Raw genomic sequence first — 18,357 nt, 5'->3', positions numbered from 1 at the left:
TCATTCCCCGGGCGCGCGAGCCTCGATGGATAACGCGTGGATGCCGTCCGGCATCATGTCCCCCAGCGCCTCGTAGACCATGCGGTGACGCTGGATCGGGTTCTTGCCCGCGAAAGCCGGGCTGACGATGCGAGCGAAGAAATGCCCCTTGCCCTGCCCCGAATGGCCTACGTGCTTGTGGCCTTCGTCGATCACATCCAGCTCGACCGGGGCCAGGGCCTCGGTCAGCAACTGACGGATGCGTTCGACCTTTTCGACGCTCACGGCAGCACGGCCTTGAACGGACGGACGGTCACCTCACGATAGACGCCGGCCGCCACGTAGGGATCGGCGTCGGCCCAGGCCTTGGCGGTGGGCAGATCGACGAACTCCGCCACGATCATGCTGCCGCTGAAACCCGCCGCACCCGGGTCTTCCGAGTCGACCGCGGGGAACGGACCGGCCAGCTTCAGCCGCCCCTCGTCCTTGAGCGCATTCAGGCGCGCCAGATGCGCCGGCCGCGCAGCCAGTCGGTTTTCCAGCGAGTTCGGGTGATCGAGAGCGACGATGGCATACAGCATGGGGATAGCTCCGGGTGCGAGGCTCAGGCCTCGGGACGCATGGTCGGGAACAGCAGCACGTCGCGGATGGACGACGAACCGGTGAGCAGCATGACGAGGCGGTCGATACCGACGCCGAGGCCGCCGGTGGGCGGCAGGCCGACTTCGAGCGCGCGGATGTAGTCGGCATCGAAATGCATGGCTTCGTCGTCGCCGGCATCCTTGGCATCGACCTGGGCCTGGAAACGCGCCGCCTGGTCTTCGGAATCGTTGAGTTCCGAGAAGCCGTTGGCGATCTCCTTGCCGTTGATGAACAGCTCGAAGCGATCGGTGATGCCCTTGTCGGTGTCGCTCTCGCGCGCCAGCGGCGAGACCTCCACCGGGTGATCGGTGATGAAGGTGGGCTGGATCAGCGTGTGCTCCACCGTCGTCTCGAAGATTTCCAGCAACAGCTTGCCCCAGCCGTATGTCGGCTTCACGTGGATACCGAGGCGCGTCGCATGCGCCGCCATGGCCTCGCGATCGCGCAACTCGCCGGGCCTGATCTCCGGGTTGAGTTCCAGCACCGCGTCTTCCATGCGCCAGCGACGGAACGCGGGACCGAGGTCCACGGTGGCGCCGTCCCATTCGATGGCGGTGTGACCCACCACCTCGACGGCGGCCGAGCGGATCATGCCCTCGGTCAGGTCCATCACCTCGTGGTACGTGGCATAGGCCTGGTACAGCTCGAGCATCGTGAACTCGGGGTTGTGCCGCGTGGACACGCCCTCGTTGCGGAAATTGCGGTTGATCTCGTAAACGCGATCGAAACCGCCGACCACCAGACGCTTGAGGTAAAGCTCCGGCGCCACGCGTAGGAACAAGGGGATATCGAGCGCGTTGTGATGGGTGGTGAACGGCCGTGCCGTGGCCCCGCCGGGGATCACATGCATCATCGGCGTTTCCACTTCCATGAAGCGACGCGGCTCCGCTTCGAGCCAGCGGCGCACGTGGCTGATGATCTTCGAGCGAAGCGCAAAGGTGCGCCGGGATTCCTCGGTGACGATGAGGTCCACGTAGCGCTGGCGGTACCGCTGCTCCACGTCGGCCAGACCGTGGTGCTTATCCGGCAGGCCGCGCAGCGACTTGGTCAGCAGGCGGATCGCATCGACCTTGATCGACAGCTCGCCCGTCTTGGTGCGCATCACGGTACCGGTAGCGCCAACGATATCGCCCAGGTCCCAGCGCTTGAACGCGTCGTAGGCTTCTTCGCCGAGCGTGCCCTGATGGACGAAAAGCTGGATGCGGCCGGTGCCGTCCTGCATCTGCACGAAGCTGACCTTGCCCTGCCCGCGCATGAGGATGATGCGACCGGCCACCGCCACGCGACGCGGCGAAGCTTCGATCGCCTCAGCGGTCCAGGTGTCCTTGTCGGCGAACTCGGCTTGAAGGTCGCCGGCAAAGCTGTCTACCTTGAAGTCGTTCGGATAGGCAATGCCCTGCGCGCGCAGCGCTTTCAGTTTCTCGCGGCGCTCGGCGATGAGGCGGTTCTCGTCGGCAGCGATGGCGGAGGCTTCGGCGTTGGCGTTTTCGGTCATGGCTTGGTTGGCAACTTCTCGGGGTGGGAAGCGGGGCGCGGAGGCGCCCCGCGTGGATCAGGCATCGACGCGCTTGGAACCGGCTTCGAGACCGGCCTTGAGGCTGGCTTCGACGAATTCGTCCAGGTCGCCATCGAGCACCTTCTGCGTGTCGGAGCGTTCGATGCCGGTGCGGAGGTCCTTGATGCGCGACTGGTCGAGCACGTAGTTGCGGATCTGGCTGCCCCAGCCGATGTCGGACTTGGTGGCTTCCAGCGCATCCTTCTCCGCGTTGCGCTTCTGCACTTCCAACTCGTACAACTTGGCCTTGAGCATCTTCATGGCGCGGTCGCGGTTGGCGTGCTGGCTGCGCTCGGTCTGGCAGGCTACGACAGTGTTCGTCGGGACGTGCGTGATACGCACCGCCGATTCCGTCTTGTTCACGTGCTGACCGCCTGCACCGGACGAACGGTAGACGTCGGTCCTCAGGTCGGCCGGATTGATGTCGATCTCGATGTCGTCGTCGACTTCCGGCGAAACGAACACGGAGGTAAAGCTGGTGTGGCGACGATTGTCCGAGTCGAACGGGCTCTTGCGCACAAGGCGATGCACGCCGATCTCGGTCTTGAGCCAGCCATAGGCGTAGTCGCCTTCCACACGGAACGTGGCGGACTTGATGCCCGCGACTTCGCCTCCGGAGACTTCCATAAGCTCGGCCTTCCAGCCGCGCGACTCCGCCCAGCGCAGGTACATGCGCAGGAGCATTTCCGCCCAGTCCTGCGCCTCGGTGCCACCGGCGCCCGCCTGGATGTCGACGAACGCCGGGGCGGCGTCGAGCTTGCCGGAGAACATGCGCTGGAATTCGAGCTTGCTCACGCGCGCGTCGACCTTGTTCAGGTCATCGACGATGGACTGCACCGTGGCCTCGTCGCCATCGGCGGCGGCCATGTCGAGCAGTTCCTTCGCGTCGTCCAGCGAAGCGGTCATCTCATCGATGCCGGTGACGATGGTATCGAGCTGGGCGCGCTCGCGGCCCAGCTCCTGCGCGCGCTTCGGATCGTCCCAGACGTTGGGGCTCTCCAGTTCGCGATTGACTTCTTCTAGCCGTTCTTTCTTGACGGCGTAGTCAAAGATACCCCCTAAGCGACTCGACGCGGCCCTTGAGGTCCGCAATCTGCGCAAGGATCGGATTGATCTCGATCATGGTGTGGCTGGCCTGGTATGCGGGCGTGGGAGGGCCCGGCTAAAGCGGCCAATCCTAGCAAATTCACGCCGTCGCCGCAGCGCAGCAGCCACCGCTCAGCCAGGCAGCGCCTCCCGATGCACGCCACGCACGGCCCGGCCCGACGGGTCGGCGGCCGCAGCGAAGGACGGGTCCCAGGCGAGGGCGGCCGGCGACGAGCAGGCAATCGACTTGCCGCCCGGCACCGTCGCCGCGCAGGCCTCCCCAGGAAAATGCGTTTCAAAGAGGCTGCGATAAAAATAGGCCTCCTTGGTCGCCGGGGTGTTGAACGGAAAGCGCGCCGCGGCGGCGGCGAATTCGCGGTCCGTGACCATCGCTTCGGCGTGCGCCTTCAGGCCGTCGATCCAGCCGTAGCCGACGCCATCGCTGAACTGCTCCTTCTGCCGCCATAGGATCGACGGCGGCAAGGCGCCCTCGAAGGCTTCGCGGAGAATGCCCTTCTCGATCCCCTTGCGGGCCACCATCTTGGCCTCGGCATCGAAGGCCATCGCGGTCTGCAGGAACTCGGTGTCGAGGAACGGCACTCGCGCTTCCACGCCCCAGGCAGACATCGATTTGTTCGCACGCAGGCAGTCGTAGTAATGCAGCGCGTCCAACTTGCGGACCGTTTCCTCATGGAACGCGCGCGCCGAGGGCGCCTTGTGGAAGTACAGATAGCCGCCGAACACTTCGTCCGAGCCTTCGCCGGAGAGCACCATCTTCACGCCCATGGCCTTGATCCGCCGCGCCAGCAGGAACATCGGCGTAGACGCGCGAATGGTGGTGACGTCATAGGTCTCGATATGACGGATGACTTCGGGTAGTGCGTCGAGCCCTTCTTCGAACGTGTAGCGGAAACCGTGATGCACCGTGCCCAGGGCCTCCGCCGCGACCTCGGCCGCCGCCAGGTCCGGCGATCCTTCGAGGCCGATCGCGAAGGAATGCAGGCGCGGCCACCACGCCTCGCCGCGGTCGTCCTCTTCGATACGGCGGCGGGCAAAGCCTGCGGCCACGGCAGCGACCAGCGACGAATCGAGGCCGCCCGAAAGAAGCACGCCGTACGGCACGTCGGTCATCATCTGCCGATGTACCGCGGCTTCGAACGCTGCGCGCAAGGCCGCGGGTTCGATCGTCTTGCCACGGGTGGCGTCGTAGTCGCGCCACGCCGGAGTCCAATACGGCTGCGCCTCACCTCGCTCGCTGTCGTAGACATGCCCCGGCGGGAACGGCGCCACATCGGCGCACACACCCACCAGCGACTTCATCTCCGAGGCCACGCACAGGCGCCCTTCCTTATCGTGTCCCCAATAGAGCGGGCAGACGCCCATCGGATCGCGGGCGATCAACACCCGACGGCGCCCTGCGTCCCACAACGCAAAGGCGAAGATACCGTTGAGCTTGCCCAGGAAATCGACACCGTGCTCGCGATACAACGCGTTGATCACTTCGCAATCGGAGCCGGTGGTGAAGGCGTAGTCGCTCGCGGCGCGCAGTTCGCGATGGTTGTAGATCTCGCCGTTCACGGCCAATGCGAGGTCGCCCTCCGGCGAACGCAGCGGCTGTGCGCCACTGGCCGGATCGACGATCGCCAGCCGCTCGTGCACGAGGATGGCGCCATCGTCCACGTACACGCCGCTCCAGTCCGGCCCGCGATGACGCTGCCGCTGCGAAAGCGCCATGGCCTGCGCCCGCAACGCGACAAGATCGTCGCCGGCCGCGAGCCCGAACATCCCGAAGATTGAACACATGGTCTTGCTCTCCTGCTTAGACACTGCACAAAGAAAAAGGCCCGCCTGGTGAGGGCGGGCCTTTCGTGTATTCCGGTGGTTTCACTTGCAACCGCCTACACGCCGACCCTCCCGAGGTTCCGGGCATTATTGGTATTGGCGTTATTGGCGGCGATGCGAAGCATGGGCCGACTAGAACACGATCCGGGGGGCGAGGCAAGTGTCCGTTTCAAAGCGACGTGAGTCACTGCGAATACGGCGAGTCTGCGATCGAGCCGGTCCGTACGGACCCGAACGCAGCCCTTCGAGGCCGCTCACGTCAACCATGCGATCACGCCCTCGCAGACCCGGTGGGAGCCAGCCTGCTGGCGATCCGGCGGTAGCTGCACGCTCGCGAACACCTATCGCCAGCAGGCTGGCTCCCACCACAAAGGAAGCGATCGGCTTCGCGTTGACCGTCGAACTTCACGACCCATGACCATGCCGTAACGCCCCTCCGTTCATAGCGCTACCATCGGCACATGCACGCCTTGATCGCCTTCGCCCTGATCTCTTCCGCTCAACCCGCACCGGCCTGGCTTGCCGGCGATTGGGAACCCTATAGCAACGCCTTCATGGGATTGCGCATCCTCAGCATAGGCAAGGAGACGCTGACCTGGAAAGGTTGCACGGATGCGCACTTCGAGGTGATCGATGCCGGTGCGAACACGGTCACACTGCGGCTGGCCAAAGGCAGCACCTGTTCGCTCGACGATGCCCCTGCCACGCGCATGGATACCGTTCGCTTCACCTTGCGCGAGAACGGATGCGATCTCGGTGTTTCGGTCTATGCCTCGCCCGAGGCGGCCACGCGTCAGGAACCCGCGGCCGAAGGTCTCTACGGCAAGTCGAAGTGTCCGTCGGGGCCGGTCGGTCAGGCGGCGGCCAATCTCTCCACGACGCCGCGGTAGGCTTTCGCAACGGCGTCTTCCGCTGCGTGTGTGAAGTCGCGCACGCGCCATTGACCGCCGACCATCACGTCGCGCACCAGCGGTGTGTTCCCTGCGAAAAGAAAACTGTCGATCACTTCCGCTTCGCCACGTGCCGCGAGCAGCGGCGAGGTGTCATCGAGTACGAGCAGGTCCGCGCGGGAACCCTTTGCCAGTTGGCCCACGTCTGCGCCCGCAGCCCTTGCGCCACCGTGCAACGCACGCTGCCACAGCGCCGTGCCCACGCTTTCCTCGGCCGACCGCGCGGCGACGTTGCGATGCCGGGTCACGAGGCGTTGGCCGTATTCCAGCCAACGCAGTTCCTCCACCGGCGACACGGAGATATGCGAGTCCGAGCCGATGCCGAAGGTGCCTCCCGCGTCGATGAACGCCGCGAGCGGGAACAGGCCGTCGCCCAGGTTGGCTTCCGTGGTGGGGCACAGTCCCGCCACGGCGCCACTGGTGGCGAGGCGATGCGTCTCCTGTGCCGTGAGGTGGGTCGCGTGGATCAGGGTCCAGCGCGGATCGACGTCTGCGTGATCCAGCAGCCACTCCACCGGACGCGCGCCACGCACCGCGAGGCAATCCTGCACCTCGCCGAGCTGCTCCGCGATGTGGATGTGGATGGGTAGCGAACGCGCGATGCCGGTCGCCAGCAGCGAACGCATCGCGTCTTCGGGCACCGCGCGCAACGAATGCAGCGCGATACCGAGGGTGAACATGTCGTCCTGCAACGGTGCCAGTCGTTCGAGCAGACTGACAAAGCTGCCGACGTCGTGGCGAAAGCGTTGCTGACGTTCGGTGAGAGGCCGCCCGTCGAAGCCGCCGGTCATGTACAGCACCGGCAACAGCGTGAGACCGATGCCCGCTTCCTTCGCCGCCTCGATGAGCGCCAGCGACATCGCCGCGGGATCGGCATAAGGCACGCCGCGCGGGCCGTGGTGCAGATAGTGGAACTCGCAGACCTGCGTGTAACCGGCTTTCAGCATCTCCACGTAGAGCTGCGTGGCGATGGCCTTCATATCGTCCGGATCGATCGCTTCGGCAAACGCATACATGGTTTCGCGCCAGGTCCAGAAGCTGTCCTCGCCCGGACCGCGCCGCTCGGCCAGGCCGGCCATGGCCCGCTGGAAGGCATGCGAATGCAGGTTGGGCATGCCCGGCAGCACGAAGCGCCCGACCCGTTCTGCCGCGCCCGTCGAGGCGCCAAAGCGTCGGCTCGAGATGCCCAGGGCCTCGCCGGCACCCCACGCTCCCGCCTGCCAGAGGTAGTCGGCGCTGACGGAAAGGGAAGACATGGCGGCGTCCTGTGAGTGGGGTACGCCATGGTAACCGGGCCCGCCTTTCGCGACGACGTGAGGCCGACGGCCTCGACGCGCATAATAGGGCGATGACCGAGACCCACGCCGCTCATCCCCCGAAGCTGCTGCTTCGCCTGGCGCGTCCCAGCGACGTCCCCGAACTGGTAGCCCTTACCGCCCGCATCTACACGCCCGAGTGGGGGCATTCCGCGGAAATGCTGCAAGGCCAGCAGACCCACTTTCCCGAAGGCCAGTTCGTGGTCGAGTACGAAGGCCGGATCGTGGGATTTTGCGCCACGTTCCGCATCAACGAGGCCGTCGCGCTCGCTCCCCATACCTGGATGCAGATCACCGGCGGCGGTTTCGCGTCGCGGCACGATCCCAACGGCGATTGGCTCTACGGCATGGAAGTGGTGGTGCATCCCGATTACCGCGGCATGCGGATCGGCCAGCGTCTCTACATGGCGCGCAAGCGGTTGTGTACCGATCTGAAGCTGCGCGGCATCGTGTTTGGCGGGCGCATGCCCGGGCTCGCGCGAGCCATCAGCCGGTACGGCAGCGCGGAGGCTTATGTCCAGGCGGTGGTCGATGGCAGTCGGCGCGATCCCACCCTGAGCTTCCAGTTGCGCAATGGGTTCGAGGTGATCGGGTTGCTGCGCGAGTACGTGCCATCGGACCACGAATCGCTTGGCTACGCCGCGCTGTTGGTATGGCGCAATCCGCAGCGCCACGACCAGCCTGACGTGCCGCGGGTATCGCAGAGCCATCGCCTGCCGGACTCCGTGCGTGTGGCGTCGGTGCAGTATCAGCAACGACGCATCGGCTCCTTCGCCGAGTTCGCCACGCAGGTCGAGTATTTCGTGGACATCGCCGCGGACTACGACGCCGACTTCGTCGCATTCCCTGAGCTGCTGACGCTGCAATTGCTCTCCATCGAGAATGCGGAGCTGTCGCCGGTGGATTCGATCCGCCGTCTCTCCGAGTACACCGACGAGGTCAAGGCGCTGTTTCATCGCCTGGCCGTGCACTACAACATCAACATCATTGGCGGCTCGCATCCCACGCGGCAGCCCAACGGCGATATTCACAACGTCTGCTACGTCTGCCTCCGCGACGGCTCCATCCACGAGCGCGAGAAACTGCATCCGACGCCGAGCGAACGCAACGTCTGGAACATCACCGGTGGCGATTCCGCCGCAACGATCCAGACCGACTGCGGCCCGATCGGCGTGATGATCTGCTACGACTCGGAATTCCCGGAAGTCGCCCGTCATCTCACCGACCAGGGCGCGTTGATTCTTTTCGTACCGTTCTGCACCGACGTGCGCGAAGGTTATCTGCGCGTTCGTTACTGCTCGCAGGCGCGCGCCATCGAGAACCAGTGCTATGTCGTGCTTTCCGGCAACGTGGGCAATCTTCCGGGCGTGAACAACTTCGACATTCAGTACGGCCAGAGCTGCATCTTGACTCCCAGCGACTTCCCCTTCGCCCGCGATGGCATCGCGGCAGACTCCACACCAAACATCGAGACGGTGCTGTTTGCCGACCTCCGCTTGGAGAACCTCGCTCGTGCGCGTAACTCCGGCGCCGTGCAGAACCTCAAGGACCGTCGTTTCGATCTCTATCAGGTGCGCTGGGCGCGCAGCACGGAGGGCAAATGAGCGGCGCGCCGGACGTGGACACCGCGTCGACCCAGACATCGCGGCTGGAACGCCTGCGCCGCCACGAATGGCTCTCACCCACGCAGTGGCGGCGGCGCATTCTGTTCTGGACGGGTGCCATCCTCGTCGGTCTTTCCGCGGTGTTCTTCGCGAAGGCGGCGGATTTCGCCTTCGAACTGTTCCGCGGTATGGCGGCGCACGGCTGGTGGGTGCCGCTCATCGTCACGCCCACCACGTTCGCCCTGCTCTGCTGGCTGACCCAGGGCGCGATGAAGGCCACGCGGGGCTCGGGCATCCCGCAGGCCATCGCGGCGCTGAAAGTGGAAGACGAGGATTTCCGCAACCGACTGCTCTCGCTGAAGATCGCCGTGGGCAAGATGGCGCTCACCCTCGCCGCGCTGCTAGGCGGCGCCTCGGTCGGTCGCGAAGGCCCCACGGTCCACGTCGGCGCCGGGTTGCTCTATTCGCTGGGACGTCGCTTCGGTTTCGACGACCCCACGGCCGCGGGCCGATTCATCCTCGCCGGCTCTGCTGCCGGCCTCGCCGCCGCCTTCAACACACCGCTGGCCGGTGTGGTGTTCGCCATCGAGGAAATGTCCGGCACCTTCGAGCACCGCATGAGCGGCACACTGCTCACTGCCGTGATCGTGGCCGGCGTGGTGTCGCTCGGCATCGTCGGCAACTACGCGTATTTCGGTGACGTCAGCGCCACGCTGCCGCTGGGCAAGGCGTGGCTCGCGGTGTTGCTGACCGGCATCGTGGGCGGCCTCGCGGGCGGGCTGTTCGCGCGATTGATCCTGCCGTCGGCCAAGGGCTTCCGTGGCTTCGTCGGTCGTCTACGCGCCCGCGGCCCGGTGCCGTTCGCCGCGATCTGCGGCCTGGCGCTGGTTCTGCTCAGCCTGTTGAGCGCCAACGGTCTCTACGGCACCGGCTACGCGCAAGCGCGTGACATCCTCCAGGGCCACGGCGACACCGGCCCCCTGTTCGGCGTGCTGAAGTTTCTCGGCAACATCGCGTCGTCGTGGGCAGGCATTCCCGGCGGCATCTTCTCCCCTGCGCTCGCGGTAGGTGCCGGACTAGGCGACAACATCGCGCATCTGCTGCCCGGCGCGGACGTGTCGGCGGTGGTGCTGCTGGGCATGGCCTCGTACCTCGCGGGCGTGACCCAGGCACCGCTCACCGCCGCGGTCATTTCGCTCGAACTCACCGCGAACCATCAGATGGCTCTGCCGATCATGGCCGCCTGCCTGCTCGCGCGCGCCGTTTCCGCGCTGGTCTGCCGTGTGCCCGTGTACAAGGCGCTCGCCGATCAGCTCGTGACCCAATACGACGACGAACGCGCGCGCCGCGAGGCGCCGGCCGGAGCACCGCAGGCATGATCGACGATCCGCGCTGGGACCATCTCATCCTCGACGTCGGGCTCGCCACACTGCTCGACAACGGTGTGCCATACGGCGCCATCGAACGAGGTGCCATCGGTTGGCGCGATGGTCGCATCGTGTTTGCCGGTGCCCAGTCCGCGCTGCCTGGCGAGCCACATGCACTGGCGCGGCATGTCATGTCGCTGCCCGGTACGTGGATCACGCCCGGCCTCGTCGATTGCCATACGCATCTCGTCTTCGGTGGCGACCGTGCGCGCGAGTTCGAGCAACGCCTGGAGGGCGCCAGTTACGAGGAGATCGCCCGTGCCGGCGGTGGCATCGTGTCCAGCGTACGTGCCACACGTGCCGCCGGCGAAGACGACCTGCTGCATCAGTCCTTGCCACGGGCCCGAGCCTTGCTCGCAGATGGCGTGACCACGTTGGAGATCAAGTCGGGTTACGGACTCGAGCCGGATGCCGAGCGACGCATGCTGCGCGTGGCGCGGCGCATCGGCGAAGCGCTCGGGATCGACGTACGCACGACCTTCCTCGGCCTGCACGCCCTTCCCCCCGAATACACCGGCCGACGCGACGACTACGTGGCGCTGGTCTGCGACACGATGCTGCCCTCGCTCGCCGACGAAGGGCTCGTCGATGCGGTGGATGCGTTCTGCGAGGGTATCGGCTTCACCCCCGCCGAGACGCAGCGCCTGTTCGACAAGGCCACGACGCTCGGCCTGCCGGTGAAGCTGCATGCAGAGCAATTGTCGGATCTCGGCGGCGCCGCGCTGGTCGCGCGTTACGGCGGTCTATCCGCGGATCATCTGGAATGGACCAGCGACGAGGGCGTCCGGGCCATGGCGAAGGCAGGCACGGTGGCCGTACTTCTGCCCGGCGCCTACTACGCGCTGCGCGACACGCGCCCGCCGCCGATCGCCGCGTTCCGCGAGCACGGTGTGGCGATGGCGGTCGCCACCGATCTAAATCCCGGCACCTCCCCCCTGCTTTCGTTGCGCATGGCCATGGGCATGGCGTGCACCCTTTTCCGCCTCACCCCGGAAGAAGCCCTTCGCGGCGCGACCGTGCATGCAGCACGCGCCCTCGGTCTCGACGACCGCGGCGTACTCGCCGTGGGGCGGCGCGCCGATCTCGCGATGTGGAACGTGGGTCATCCGTCTGAGCTGTGCTACTGGATCGGCGGACACCTGCTACGCGAGAGCTGGGTCGCGGGCGAACGCGTCATCGTCGACCGCGGCTGAGCCGCCACTTCGTCCGCTTTTTCCGAAAACTTCCATCGATCTATCCGCCGACGCGACTTACCATCGTCGGCACTTTCGCCTGTGCGGCGTCAGTGAACACGAAGCGTCTAGTCAGGCTTCGCCCGACACGCAAGGGATAATCGTTGAAGGTTTCTTCGTTGCTCCCCCGATGGGGGGAGGCCACCGTCGCACGCCTCGCCGCCTGGTTGGCACTGGCCTGCGCACTCACTGCCTGCGCGGGGCGTGACGAACAGGACGAACGCGAACGTCGGGCGCGCCAGATGCGCGACGTCGCGCGCATGCTCGATGCCATGGAGGCCAGCCAGTCGAGCGACGCATCGGCGCAGGCGCCGCATGTCGCATCCGCTTATCCCAACGCGCGCAGTAGCGCAGCGTCCTTGCCAGACGCCCGCTCCCAACGGCGATCGACACGGTCGTCGTACGCAAGCTGGGGCGCCGTTGCCGCGGGCGTATTGTCGGCGCTTGCCCTGTTCACGACGGTGCTGTGGCGGCGGCACAGGAAGAAGCCGTCCACGTCCGCCGAACCGCCGTCGATCGTCGCATGTTTCGCCCCGCGTGAAGCGCCGCCTCCCATCGAGCGCAATGCCTCGCCCACCTGGGTCTACCGCACGTCGCCTTTCGAGGCGCCACCGTGGCAGATCGTGAACGATCCCGTTGATCTGTCGTTGCCCCCGGCACGAAAGAACACCACGGCGGCCGCGGTACCCGACGAAACGCATGCCGCGCCATCGCCTTCGTCGTTCGACCATCTTCGCGCGTTACCCCGTCGCGACGCCGAGCCCTTGTTCGACGACATGGAGCGCGAGACACGAGGCGCGCTAGGCATGCAAAACGGCGACGAACGCGCGCGCAGCCTCGCACAACTCATTCGGATACGACTGGCGCGAATCGAACAGTTGTCCGGCGCCACCCGGCTGTTCGCCGTACGTGATCTCGCGACGGAGCACGATAACGACCCGAATCGCGACGCCCCCCCGGTCATCGATAGCCTGATCGACGTGCAACTGGCATGGGCGTCGTGGGTGCGCGGCACCGTAGCCTCGGCACGACTGGATGAAGCCGATCGACTGTGCGACCAACTCATGATCGGCAACGACAATGCGATCGCTCGCGGTCTTCATCGTCGCGGCGAGGTATGGCTGCGCCGCGCGACGTTGCGCAAGTCTTCCGAATCTCTCTCCGAGTTGCAGGAGGCGCAGCGCTGCCTCGACGAGGCGCATACGCGTCGACCGGAACCGGAGACCGCCTTGCTCGTTGCGCAGACGGCGCAGCGACGTGCCGGCCTGTTACCGCCGCACGAAGCTGCCGAGGCATGCTCGCATGCGCTGGTGCATGCCTTTCTCGCCGAACAACACGCCGAGTGCCGGGTCGAAGCGCTCGCGTGTCGTTTGCAGACGCAGATGACGTACGAAGCATTACCTCAGCACGCAGCCAACCACGACATCAGCGCTTCGCTCGGTCGCAGCCTCGCCGCGGCCGGCCTGCTTTCGCCGGGAGCCCGCCTGGCCGTCGCCCGTGCACGCCTGCTCACGCGCGACGCCGAAGGTGCGGCGGCGGCATGCGAAGCCCTCTGGCGCGACGGTGAAGCCGATCGCCTTGCCCTCGATCTGTGGCGCGAGGCCTGCGCATGTTGGGCCACGCTCGACGCTCACGATGCACAGGCCCTATCCGCATCGCTGCGCCACCTCGCCATCGCCCGCTCCACTCTTTGATCCCCACCCGAGCATCCCCACGCATGAACGCCTCATCCAACGCTTCCGTCGCTCCTTTCTGGCCCACCCGTTACGGCATCGCCGCCGCCGTCGCTACCGAAGATGCTGTCGCACGATCCCTGCAGCTTTATGGCGAATGGGCGGAACACGAAACCATCCTGCTCAGCGGTCTGCTGGAGGAAGGGCAGACGGTCCTGGAATTCGGCAGCGACTTCGCGGCGCATGCGCTCTGGATGGCCCAGGCCGTAGGCAGGCATGGCGAGGTGCACGTCGCGGAGCCGCGGCGCATTCGCTTTCAGCAAGCCTGCGCCAACGTGGCGATCAACCGGCTCGACAACGTCTTCACCCATCCGGTGTGGCTGGGCCGTGGCAAAGGCGCTTCGTCGCTCGGCACGCTGCTTCCGGGTAGCCGCGGGCAGGACGAGAAGGTCCGTATCGCCACGGTCGACAGCCTTCGCCTGCCTGCCCTGCATCTGCTCAAGGTGAACCAGCCGCATGCGCTGGTGGACGTACTCGCGGGCGCGGGCGATACGCTCCGCGCGCACCGACCGCTCATCTATGCGCGCCTCTCCGGCATGGAAGACGCCCAGGCAGAAGTGGACGCCATCAAGGCCCTCGGCTATCGCGCGTGGTCGCACGTGCCCTATCTCTTCAACAGCGACAACCACGCGGGTGTGGATGCGAATATCTTTCCCGGCATGGTCCAGCAGAACGTGATCGCCGCGCCCGTGGACAGCCGTTTCGAGTTCCCCGAACGCCTGGAACTCTGATTGACGAATTTTGTGGAGCCGCCATGGCGGCGAGGGGGCTTGCGGGTGGGAGGGGGCTTGTTGGTGGGAGGGGCTTGTTGGTGTGGGAGGGGCTTGCCGGTGGGAGCCAGCCTGCTGGCGATGGGAATTTGCCTCACAGCTACACCGCTTCGTTGGCTTCTCGCCGCTATAGCGGCTCCCACACAATCGCTTCGGGGCTCGCCGGTGGGAGGGCTCACCGGTGGGAGCCAGCCTGCTGGCGATGGGAGCTTGCCTCACTGCTACACCGCTTCGTTGGCTTATCGCCACCAGGGTGGCTCCTACCCTTGCTCCGTAGGCGTCTCCACATGCGGCAAAAAAAGCGCCCCTCCGAGGAGGGGCGCTTTCAGGCCGCCGCGGCTTGCTCGACGCAAGCCATCGAGGCGGCGCGTTGTCTCACGCGTCCTAAGACTCAGGCCTTCTTGCGCGGCGCAGCCTTCTTGGCAGCCGGCTTGGCGGCGGCCGGCTTCGCAACGGCAGCGCCGGTCACGACGTCGATGTGCGGACGGGCATTGCCATAGCTGGAACGGTAGATCTTGCCGCGACGGGTGCGGCGGTCGCCCTTGCCCATGGGAAACTCCTTGATTCGTAATGATTGAAGGGAACGGCCGGCCATCGTAGCAGCGGTGGCGCAAAGCGCAAGGGTGGCCGGTCAGTGGGCGTGGGAGCCGCCCTTGCCACACCGCCCGATTTCATCAGGGCACGGGCCAGGATCGAATTGCACGGTGGCATGGTTCACGCCCCAGCGTTCGCTGAGCATCCGCTTGATCGCGTCGAGTACGCGCGCCTGATCGGCGCGTTCGGCGCCGGCAGCCAACTCGGCATGCAGGGTCGCCATGCGCGAGCCCGCCGTGACCTGCCAGATGTGGACATGGTGGATGCTGACGATGCCCTCGTCCGCCCCGTGCAGCTCGCGTTCCACGTCGGCAAGGTGAACGCCTTCCGGGGTGCCCTCCAGAAGAATGTGCCCCGAGCGACGCACCAGCGACCACGCGCTGCGCAGAATGAGCAGCGACACGAGGATGGATAGCACCGGATCGGCCCAGTTCCATTCCAGCCAGCGCACGGCCAACGCCGCCAGCACGGCCGCGACGGAACCCAGCAGGTCGCCGAGCACGTGCAGGCTCGCACCCGCCACGTTGACGTCGTCCGGGTCGTGCCCGTGCAGCGTGCGCAGCACGACGACGTTGATGACCAGACCGAACGCCGCGACGATCAGCATGACGCCCGAAAGAATGGGTTTCGGTTCGAGCAGGCGCTGCACCGCCTCGTAGACGATGAAGGCAACCAGGACGAACTGAGTAAGCGCATTCACGAAGCCCGCGAGCACTTCGATGCGCCCATAACCATAGGTGCGCCGTGCGTCTGCGGGACGCGCCGCGACGGATGCGCCGATGAACGCCAGCAGCAGGGCCAGCGCGTCCACCAGCATATGGCCCGCGTCGGCCAGCAGCGCAAGCGAGCCGGAAACCAGGCCGCCCGCTGCCTCCGCGACCATCATCAGTGTGGTGAGGACGAACGCAAACAACAGTTTGCGCGCGCTGCCTCCCGCTACGTGGGCGTGGTCGTGCGCGTGATCGTGCGAATGGGTGTGTCCGTGGGAGGAGGTGTGATCGTGTGCCATGTCGCGCAGGCTAGGGAAGGATGCGGCGGTTACACAATCACGGGTGTGCGCAGGACGGGCCATGGATATGCCCCGCATGCCCGCTGCGATCGACCCGCAGGTTGACGAAATGCGCGGACGCAACGAGCAAGCCACCGCAAGTCACAAGGATGCTGTGGGTGAGCAGCGAGCCGTTGTGCAGGAAGGTCACGCCCAGCACCAGCAGCACGAGCCCTGGCAACGCCAATACCAGCGGCAACCGCCGACGATGGCGGCGAAAGCCCGACACCAGAGCTGCCGTGGCGAGCATGCAGGCGAAGGCCACGAAGACTTCTTCGAACCGATGGTCGGCGAGGAAGCCCAGCCCGATCACCGGCAGCAGCGCGATCACGAACGGCAAGGCAGCGCAGTGGATGGCGCAAAGAAACGACGCAGTGGCCCCCAGCCTGTCGGCGGCATGCCACCAGCGGCGAGGCGTCTCGGAATCGGCGGACGAATCGGTCATGTAGGCCATAGCGTGACTATTTACACGGGTCGAGGCAACTGATGATACTTTATAACATTGCGAAACCCAAGACGGAGCGTTACCCGATGCGTAGATCCCTCATCGCCCTGGCCCTCGCCGCGACGGTCGGCGGCTCCTTGCCGGCCCTGGCCGACGACGCCGACCAGGACACGACGCCCCCTACCGTGGGGACCAAGGACAGCGAGGGCAAGGGCCGCAAGCAGGCCGCCAAGCTCGATGCCATCGTCGTGAACGCGGTGCCGCTGGGCCAGAGCGCCGACCAGATCGTGGCACCGGTCGCTGTGTTGGCCGGCTCCGCGCTCGACGATGCCAAGGGTGTGTCGCTGGGTGAGACGGTCTCATCGATCCCGGGCGTACAGAGCACGGCACTGGGCACGGCCGTAGGTCGCCCGGTGATCCGTGGTCTCGACGGCCCACGCGTGGCGGTCCTCGAAAACGGCTTGTCGTCGCAGGACGTGTCGAACGTGAGCCAGGACCACGCGGTCACGCTCGAACCGTTCCTTGCCGACCAGATCGAGGTTTTGAAGGGTCCGGCCACCCTACTCTACGGCTCTGGCGCCATCGGCGGTGTCGTGAACGTGGTGGACGGTCGCGTGCCGGAAAAGGCGCCGGACAACGGTTTCGCAGGACGTGCCGAGTTGCGTCACGACTCGGTATCCGACGGCCAGACCGGCCTGCTCCGTCTCGACGCCGGCGACGACCGCTTTGCCATCCACGTCGACGGCATGCACCGCGACAACGAGGACTACGACATCCCCGGCGGCACCCTCGCGAACAGCGCGGTGAAGACGACCTCCGGCTCGGTCGGCGCGTCGTTGCTCGGCTCGTGGGGTTACCTGGGTCTCTCGGTGTCGCGCTTCATGGATCTCTACGGCAGCCCCGCGGAGCCCGGCGACGCGGCCGAAGGCGAAGACCCGGTCCACATCAAGATGGCGCAGACCAACTACACCATGAAGGGCGGGCTGGTGAAGCCATTCGAAGGCATCGACAAGATCGAGTTCAGCCTTGGTCATGGCAACTATCAGCACGTGGAATACGAAGGCGACGTGCCGGGCACCACTTTCTCCACTCGGAGCAACCAGGGTCGCCTCGTCGTCAGTCACGAACCGCTCGCAGGATGGGAAGGCGCGTTCGGCGTGCAAACCCAGCACCGCCAGTTTGCTGCGGTCGGCGAGGAAACCTTCGTGCCCGCCACGGTCACTCGCGGCGTCGGTGTGTTCCTCACGGAGCAGCGCGAATTCGGCCCGGTGAAGCTGGAACTCGGTGCGCGCCACGACGTGCAGAGCGTCGATCCGGACAACGGCCCGAAGCGCGACTTCAACCCGAACAGTTTTTCCTCCGGCATCGCATGGCGCTTCGCGGAGCAGTGGCATGTTTCGTTGAATCTCGATCACGCCGAGCGCGCACCCTCCGAGGAAGAGCTCTTCGCCAACGGCCCGCACGAAGCCTCCAACACGTTCGAGATCGGAAGCGACCTGCAAAAGGAAAAATCGAATCAGGCGGAACTGGGCCTGCATTTCCACGGTGACGTCGTCGAAGGCAAGGTCGCGGTCTACTACAACAAGTACAAGAACTTCATCTACCTCGCCGATACGGGCGAGGTCGAAGACGATCTTCCCGTCCGCGTCTGGTCGCAGAACGACGCAACGTTCCGCGGTGCAGAAGCGGAAGCCACCTTCCACCTCGCCAAGGGCACGTCGGGCAACTGGGATCTGCGCGTCTTCGGTGACACCGTGCGCGCCACCTTGTCGGACGGCGGCGGCAACGTGCCGCGCATTCCGGCCGGCCGTCTCGGTGCTACGCTCAGTTGGACGGCGGACAGCCTGCGCGCCAACGTCGGTGCGGTGCGCTACATGAAGCAGGACAAGATCGCCGCATTCGAAACCGACACGGCAGGCTACACATTGGTCAACGCGCATCTCGCCTGGACCTTCGTCAACGACGAACGCAGCCAGTGGGAAGCCTTCGTCGACGGCAACAACCTCACCAACCAGACCGCACGCCCCGCCACGTCGCTGTTCAAGGACGTCGCGCCGATGCCTGGTCGCAACATTTCCGTAGGCGTGCGCGCTTACTTCTGAGTTCCCGGCCGCCTTGCCCCTCCTCCCTCCCC

16 protein-coding genes are annotated in these 18,357 nt (G+C 65.9%); 7 read left to right on the top strand and 9 right to left on the bottom strand.

Features of this window, described 5'->3' with window-relative positions:
- The 5 genes from IM816_RS06855 to asnB all read right to left on the bottom strand — a co-directional run bounded on the left by IM816_RS06855 (position 1) and on the right by asnB (position 5,065).
- Entirely contained in the window at positions 1-264 is a 264-nt protein-coding gene (locus IM816_RS06855) for a BolA family protein (protein WP_250340303.1), read from the bottom strand.
- Positions 261-560, bottom strand: a complete 300-nt coding sequence (locus IM816_RS06850; protein WP_250340302.1) for a YciI family protein — start codon at positions 558-560, stop codon at positions 261-263. Before IM816_RS06850 ends, IM816_RS06855 begins: the two co-directional genes overlap by 4 nt.
- A gap of 23 nt (positions 561-583) precedes the next feature.
- A complete protein-coding gene (gene lysS / locus IM816_RS06845) occupies positions 584-2,116 on the bottom strand; it encodes a lysine--tRNA ligase (protein WP_250340301.1) in 1,533 nt (510 codons plus the stop codon).
- A 57-nt stretch (positions 2,117-2,173) separates the two neighbouring features.
- A protein-coding gene (prfB, locus tag IM816_RS06840; RefSeq protein WP_143144421.1) for a peptide chain release factor 2 occupies positions 2,174-3,299 on the bottom strand; the annotation gives its coding sequence in 2 pieces (ribosomal slippage) (positions 2,174-3,223 and positions 3,225-3,299; 1,125 coding nt in all).
- Positions 3,300-3,394: 95 nt separating this feature from the next.
- Entirely contained in the window at positions 3,395-5,065 is a 1,671-nt protein-coding gene (gene asnB, locus IM816_RS06835; RefSeq protein WP_250340300.1) for an asparagine synthase B, read from the bottom strand.
- A gap of 500 nt (positions 5,066-5,565) precedes the next feature.
- On the opposite strand from asnB, the gene IM816_RS06830 reads away from it, so the two are divergent.
- The gene (locus IM816_RS06830) at positions 5,566-5,994 is read left to right on the top strand and encodes a hypothetical protein (RefSeq protein ID WP_250340299.1); all 429 of its coding nucleotides are present in this window, start codon (positions 5,566-5,568) and stop codon (positions 5,992-5,994) included.
- Here the strand turns inward: IM816_RS06830 and IM816_RS06825 are convergent.
- Positions 5,958-7,310, bottom strand: coding sequence for a formimidoylglutamate deiminase (locus IM816_RS06825; RefSeq protein ID WP_250340298.1), 1,353 nt, complete (start codon positions 7,308-7,310; stop codon positions 5,958-5,960). The two genes, IM816_RS06830 and IM816_RS06825, sit on opposite strands and share 37 nt — an antisense overlap.
- A 92-nt stretch (positions 7,311-7,402) precedes the next feature.
- On the opposite strand from IM816_RS06825, the gene IM816_RS06820 reads away from it, so the two are divergent.
- The 5 genes from IM816_RS06820 to IM816_RS06800 all read left to right on the top strand — a co-directional run bounded on the left by IM816_RS06820 (position 7,403) and on the right by IM816_RS06800 (position 14,097).
- Positions 7,403-8,974, top strand: coding sequence for a GNAT family N-acetyltransferase (locus IM816_RS06820; RefSeq protein WP_250340297.1), 1,572 nt, complete (start codon positions 7,403-7,405; stop codon positions 8,972-8,974).
- Positions 8,971-10,353: a chloride channel protein gene (locus IM816_RS06815; RefSeq protein ID WP_250340296.1), complete on the top strand. Its 1,383-nt coding sequence runs from the start codon at positions 8,971-8,973 to the stop codon at positions 10,351-10,353. Before IM816_RS06820 ends, IM816_RS06815 begins: the two co-directional genes overlap by 4 nt.
- Entirely contained in the window at positions 10,350-11,594 is a 1,245-nt protein-coding gene (gene hutI / locus IM816_RS06810) for an imidazolonepropionase (protein ID WP_250340295.1), read from the top strand. Before IM816_RS06815 ends, hutI begins: the two co-directional genes overlap by 4 nt.
- Before the next feature lie 158 nt (positions 11,595-11,752).
- Positions 11,753-13,327, top strand: a complete 1,575-nt coding sequence (locus tag IM816_RS06805; protein ID WP_250340294.1) for a hypothetical protein — start codon at positions 11,753-11,755, stop codon at positions 13,325-13,327.
- 23 nt (positions 13,328-13,350) lie between these two features.
- Positions 13,351-14,097: a class I SAM-dependent methyltransferase gene (locus tag IM816_RS06800; RefSeq protein WP_250340293.1), complete on the top strand. Its 747-nt coding sequence runs from the start codon at positions 13,351-13,353 to the stop codon at positions 14,095-14,097.
- A 430-nt stretch (positions 14,098-14,527) separates the two neighbouring features.
- On the opposite strand, the gene IM816_RS06795 is transcribed toward IM816_RS06800, so the two are convergent.
- The 3 genes from IM816_RS06795 to IM816_RS06785 form a co-directional block, all read right to left on the bottom strand.
- Positions 14,528-14,686 carry a 30S ribosomal protein THX gene (locus IM816_RS06795; RefSeq protein ID WP_072320598.1) on the bottom strand — a complete coding sequence of 53 codons (159 nt, stop codon included), beginning with the start codon at positions 14,684-14,686 and terminating at the stop codon, positions 14,528-14,530.
- 81 nt (positions 14,687-14,767) lie between these two features.
- Positions 14,768-15,739, bottom strand: a complete 972-nt coding sequence (locus IM816_RS06790; RefSeq protein WP_250340292.1) for a cation diffusion facilitator family transporter — start codon at positions 15,737-15,739, stop codon at positions 14,768-14,770.
- 37 nt (positions 15,740-15,776) lie between these two features.
- A complete protein-coding gene (locus IM816_RS06785) occupies positions 15,777-16,223 on the bottom strand; it encodes a MerC domain-containing protein (protein WP_250340291.1) in 447 nt (148 codons plus the stop codon).
- Positions 16,224-16,309: 86 nt separating this feature from the next.
- Between IM816_RS06785 and IM816_RS06780 the strand changes: the two genes are divergently transcribed.
- Positions 16,310-18,325, top strand: a complete 2,016-nt coding sequence (locus IM816_RS06780; protein ID WP_250340290.1) for a TonB-dependent receptor domain-containing protein — start codon at positions 16,310-16,312, stop codon at positions 18,323-18,325.
- Positions 18,326-18,357 lie beyond the last annotated feature (32 nt).

It is taken from the genome of Luteibacter flocculans, from assembly GCF_023612255.1.
Classification (GTDB): Bacteria; Pseudomonadota; Gammaproteobacteria; order Xanthomonadales; family Rhodanobacteraceae; genus Luteibacter; species Luteibacter flocculans.
The sequence above is the reverse complement of the archived record's forward strand: the minus strand, read 5'-3'. Positions and strand labels throughout refer to the sequence as shown.

Bases quoted from the DNA above. Each gene is read 5' to 3' on its own strand.
- lysS (WP_250340301.1), bottom strand. From the start codon at position 2,116: ATGACCGAAAACGCCAACGCCGAAGCCTCCGCCATCGCTGCCGACGAG.
- IM816_RS06820 (WP_250340297.1), top strand. From the start codon at position 7,403: ATGACCGAGACCCACGCCGCTCATCCCCCGAAGCTGCTGCTTCGCCTG.
- IM816_RS06800 (WP_250340293.1), top strand. From the start codon at position 13,351: ATGAACGCCTCATCCAACGCTTCCGTCGCTCCTTTCTGGCCCACCCGT.
- IM816_RS06850 (WP_250340302.1), bottom strand. From the start codon at position 560: ATGCTGTATGCCATCGTCGCTCTCGATCACCCGAACTCGCTGGAAAAC.
- IM816_RS06785 (WP_250340291.1), bottom strand. From the start codon at position 16,223: ATGACCGATTCGTCCGCCGATTCCGAGACGCCTCGCCGCTGGTGGCAT.
- IM816_RS06795 (WP_072320598.1), bottom strand. From the start codon at position 14,686: ATGGGCAAGGGCGACCGCCGCACCCGTCGCGGCAAGATCTACCGTTCC.
- IM816_RS06790 (WP_250340292.1), bottom strand. From the start codon at position 15,739: ATGGCACACGATCACACCTCCTCCCACGGACACACCCATTCGCACGAT.
- IM816_RS06830 (WP_250340299.1), top strand. From the start codon at position 5,566: ATGCACGCCTTGATCGCCTTCGCCCTGATCTCTTCCGCTCAACCCGCA.
- IM816_RS06815 (WP_250340296.1), top strand. From the start codon at position 8,971: ATGAGCGGCGCGCCGGACGTGGACACCGCGTCGACCCAGACATCGCGG.
- asnB (WP_250340300.1), bottom strand. From the start codon at position 5,065: ATGTGTTCAATCTTCGGGATGTTCGGGCTCGCGGCCGGCGACGATCTT.
- hutI (WP_250340295.1), top strand. From the start codon at position 10,350: ATGATCGACGATCCGCGCTGGGACCATCTCATCCTCGACGTCGGGCTC.
- IM816_RS06780 (WP_250340290.1), top strand. From the start codon at position 16,310: ATGCGTAGATCCCTCATCGCCCTGGCCCTCGCCGCGACGGTCGGCGGC.
- IM816_RS06825 (WP_250340298.1), bottom strand. From the start codon at position 7,310: ATGTCTTCCCTTTCCGTCAGCGCCGACTACCTCTGGCAGGCGGGAGCG.